This window comes from uncultured Nevskia sp. (genome assembly GCF_903885465.1).
Lineage (GTDB): Bacteria > Pseudomonadota > Gammaproteobacteria > Nevskiales > Nevskiaceae > Nevskia.
The window spans coordinates 1-3,882 of record NZ_CAISIQ010000379.1 but is presented as its reverse complement, the minus strand read 5'-3'; the positions used below and the strand labels follow the sequence as shown (position 1 = coordinate 3,882).

The window sequence follows — 3,882 nt, the reverse complement described above, 5'->3', positions numbered from 1 at the left end:
GGTTTCCTTCTTGACGCGCAGGCCGGTCAGGATTGCCGCCGTCATCACCGGGGAGACGTCGCCGCGCATGATCTGGCGCATCAGCGCGATCATCTCGTCATGAAAGATTTCGCGGTGCTCGATGGTCCGCGCCAGCGCTTCCTGTGGCGTCATGACCCCATCAACTCCAGTTGTCCAGAAAGTTCTTCAGCATCGCGTGCCCATGCTCGGTCAGGATCGATTCCGGGTGGAACTGCACGCCTTCGATCGGCAAGGACTTGTGGCGCAAGCCCATGATCTCGTCCGGCGTGCCGTCCGGCTTCACCGTCCACGCGGTGGCTTCGAGTTCGGCCGGGAAATCGCCGCGGTCGACGATCAGCGAGTGATAGCGGGTGGCCGTGAACGGACTTGGCAGATCGCGGAACACCGAGCCAGCCAGATGGTGGATCGGGCTGGTCTTGCCATGCATCACCGATGCGGCGCGGCGCACCGTGCCGCCGAAAGCCTGGCCGATCGACTGATGGCCGAGGCAGACGCCGAGAATCGGAAACCTGCCGGGCTTGCCGAGGCGCTCGATCAGTTCCAGGCAGATGCCGGCTTCGTTCGGCGTGCACGGCCCCGGCGACAGGACGATGTGGCTGGGCTTCAGTGCGGCCACCTCATCGACCGTGATCTGGTCGTTGCGGTGTACGGCAACCTCCGCCCCGAGCTCGCCGAAATACTGGACGAGGTTGTAGGTGAAAGAGTCGTAGTTATCGATCATCAGGATCATGACTGTGCCTGTGTTGTACGTCTGTTCTCAGGCCGCACCGGGTTCGGTGCGGGTCCCAACTTGCCCGCCGCGCCGCCCAAAAAACCAAAAAGATCAGGGGCCGCGGATCGGGTTTCACTCAGGGAGAACGACGCCAACGAGTCATGACAGTGAGATCGGGAGAAGAACGGACGGCAGTTTAACGAGTTCTGGACGGCGAAAAGCAGGTCTCACGCAAAGACGCCAAGAGAAAAGCTTTTGAATGATTCATCGGCTTTTCCTTGGCGTCTTGGCGCCGTTGCGTGCACCGCTGTTGCTTTTCCCGACCTCAGACCTGCCCGTACAAGGTCACGACACAGGCGCCACCGATGCCGATGTTGTGCTGCAGCGCCAGCCGCGCGCCGTCGACCTGGCGCGGGCCGCAGACACCGCGCAGCTGCTCGACCAGTTCCGTGCACTGCGCCAGCCCGGTGGCGCCCAGCGGATGGCCCTTGGCAAGCAGACCGCCGGACGGATTGGTGACGACCGCGCCGCCATAGGTGTTGTCGCCGTCATTGATGAACTTCTCGGCACCGCCGATCGGTGCGAAGCCCAGCGCTTCATAGGTCACCAGTTCATTGGCGGTGAAGCAGTCGTGCAGCTCGCAGACGTCGATGTCGGAAGGACCGACGCCGGCTTGCGCGTAGACCTGATCGGCCGCCGCTTTCGACATGCCGAAGCCCACGGCTTCGATCATCGAGCCGGCCTCGAACGTCGATGGCCTGTCGGTGGTCATCGCCTGGCCGAGAATGGCAATGTTGGAGCGGATGCCGTGCTTCTTGGCGAACGCTTCGGACACCAGGATCGCCGCCGCTGCGCCGCAGGTGGGCGGGCAGCACTGGGCGCGGGTCAGCACGCCGTAGATGGTTGGCGTGGCGAGGATCTGCTCGGCAGTCATCTGCTCGCGGAAGATCGCCTTGTCGTTGTGCTCGGCGTGGCGGCGCGCCTTCTCGGCGATCTTGGCGAAGGTGGCGTTGGTCGCCCCGTACTTCTGCTGGTATTCGAGGCCCGCGCCGCCGAACAGGTGCGGCGCCATCGGCGTAGTTGGCGCGGCCGGCTGCAGCGCGTGCGACTGCTCCATCCACTTGCCCATCGGCGGTGGCCGGTCATTGAACACGGCGGCGAGCGCGCCTGGCGCCATCTGCTCGAAGCCGACGGCAAGCACACAGTCGGCCATGCCGCTGGCGATCGCCTGACGTGCGAGGTACAGCGCCGTGGAGCCGGTCGAGCAATTGTTGTTGACGTTGATCACCGGTACGCCGGTCATGCCGACTTCATAGACCACGCGCTGGCCGCAGGTGGAATCGCCATACACGTAGCCGGCGTAGACCTGCTGCACCTGCTCGTAGCCGACGCCGGCATCGGCCAGCGCCAGGCGGATCGCCCGCGGGCCCATGACGGTGTACGGCTCTGCGGCGCTCGGCTTCAGGAAGGGAATCATGCCGACGCCGGCGACGATCACTTTGGCTGGGCTCATGGAATCGGGTCCTCGGAGTGTGGGGTGGGGGTGGTTCGGAGACGCAGAGTGTCGCCCGGCCGTCGCGCCTTGGGTCAAATCCTTGGTTGGGTGAGGGTTGGCCCCGGGATCGAGGCGGTTCGGGTCTCGCCTGGGACGGAATGCACGGGTGGCAAAACGATTTGCACGGTCCCTCAGGCGGCGGGCACGGCGATTTGGATACTCAGCTGCACTCCCTTCCTGACCGCGAGAAACAGCGATGACGCAAACCATTGATACCGATTACCTGGTCATCGGCGCCGGCGGCATGGGGATGGCATTTGTCGACGAAATCATCACCCAGACCTCGGCAACGGTGACGATCGTCGATCGCAATCATCGTCCGGGTGGTCACTGGAACGACGCCTATCCCTTCGTGCGCCTGCACCAGACCTCCACCTGCTACGGCGTCAACTCGACACCGCTGGGCAATAACACCATCGACCAGGTGGGCTGGAACAAGGGCTGTTACGAACTGGCCAGCGGCAGCGAGGTGGTCGCCTATTTCGACCAAGTGATGCGCCAACGCTTCCTGCCGTCCGGCCGAGTCAAGTACCTGCCGATGTGCGATTACCGTGAAGACGGCTCGGTGGTCTCGCGGGTCAATGGCAGCGCTTACGAAATCCGCGCCAAGAAGATCGTCGACGCGACCTACATCAACGTCACCGTGCCTTCGCAGCGTCCGCCGAAGTTCAAGGTGGAAGGCGGTGCCGTCTGCGTGCCACCGAACAGCGTGCCGAAGCTGGCACCGGACTACAGCAAGTTCGCCGTCGTCGGCTCCGGCAAGACCGGCATCGATACCTGCCTGTTCCTGCTCGAGATGGGCGTGGCCCCGGCCGACATCACCTGGGTGATGCCGAATGACGCCTGGCTGTTCGACCGCTTTACCGTCAACCCGGGCCGCAAGTTCACCGACATCATCACGGCGGGACGAGTGGAAGTGCTGAAGGCCGCACTGGCGGCGGATTCGGTCGACGATTTCTTCCAGCGCGTGGTCGCCTGCGACCAGCTGTTCCAGTTCGATCCCAAGGTGAAGCCGACCAACTGGCGCTGCGCCACCGTCACCAAGCTGGAGCTGGAACAGCTGCGCAGCATCCCGAACATCGTCCGCATGGGCCATGTCGATGCCGTGGCGCCGGGCGAAATGCGCCTCAAGAAGGGCGTGTTCAAGACGGCGCCGGGCACGCTGTACATCGACTGCGCTGCCGACGGCCTGAAGAATCGTCCCGAGAAGAAGGTGTTCGACGGCAACCGCATCACCCTGCAGACCGTGCGCATGTGCCAGCAGGTTTACAGCGCGGGCTACATCGGCAATGTCGAAGCCAATCTGACCGACGAAGCGCGCAAGAACGACCTCTGCCGCCCGGTGCCGCTGCCCCACGCCGCAAACGATTACCTGCGCTGCGCGATCCAGGACAGCGAAAACATGCTGATCTGGTTGACCGAGCCGTCGGTGGTGAAGTGGATCAACGAGTCGCGCATCGACCTGTTCAGCCCGATCTTCGATTTCGATTGCCCGATCATGGGCCCGCAGATCCAGGCGATGGGCGAACTGCTGTCCGTCGCGATTCCGAAGATGCGCCAGCTGCTCGAGGACGAAAAGGTCACGACTGCGGCC

The 3,882-nt window shown here is 63.8% G+C and carries 3 protein-coding genes and 1 pseudogene; 1 reads left to right on the top strand and 3 read right to left on the bottom strand.

Features of this window, described 5'->3' with window-relative positions; all coding sequences use genetic code 11:
• The 3 genes and pseudogenes from trpD to QZY06_RS14895 all read right to left on the bottom strand — a co-directional run.
• Positions 1–153 (bottom strand): annotated as a pseudogene (trpD, locus tag QZY06_RS14905) (anthranilate phosphoribosyltransferase); the annotation flags it as partial.
• A 7-nt stretch (positions 154–160) separates the two neighbouring features.
• Positions 161–751, bottom strand: coding sequence for an aminodeoxychorismate/anthranilate synthase component II (locus QZY06_RS14900; RefSeq protein WP_295685863.1), 591 nt, complete (start codon positions 749–751; stop codon positions 161–163).
• A gap of 307 nt (positions 752–1,058) precedes the next feature.
• Entirely contained in the window at positions 1,059–2,246 is a 1,188-nt protein-coding gene (locus tag QZY06_RS14895; protein WP_295685862.1) for a lipid-transfer protein, read from the bottom strand.
• 238 nt (positions 2,247–2,484) lie between these two features.
• Between QZY06_RS14895 and QZY06_RS14890 the strand changes: the two genes are divergently transcribed.
• Positions 2,485–3,882, top strand: a 1,398-nt coding sequence (locus tag QZY06_RS14890) for a hypothetical protein (protein WP_295685861.1), incomplete at its 3' end; no start/stop codon positions are given.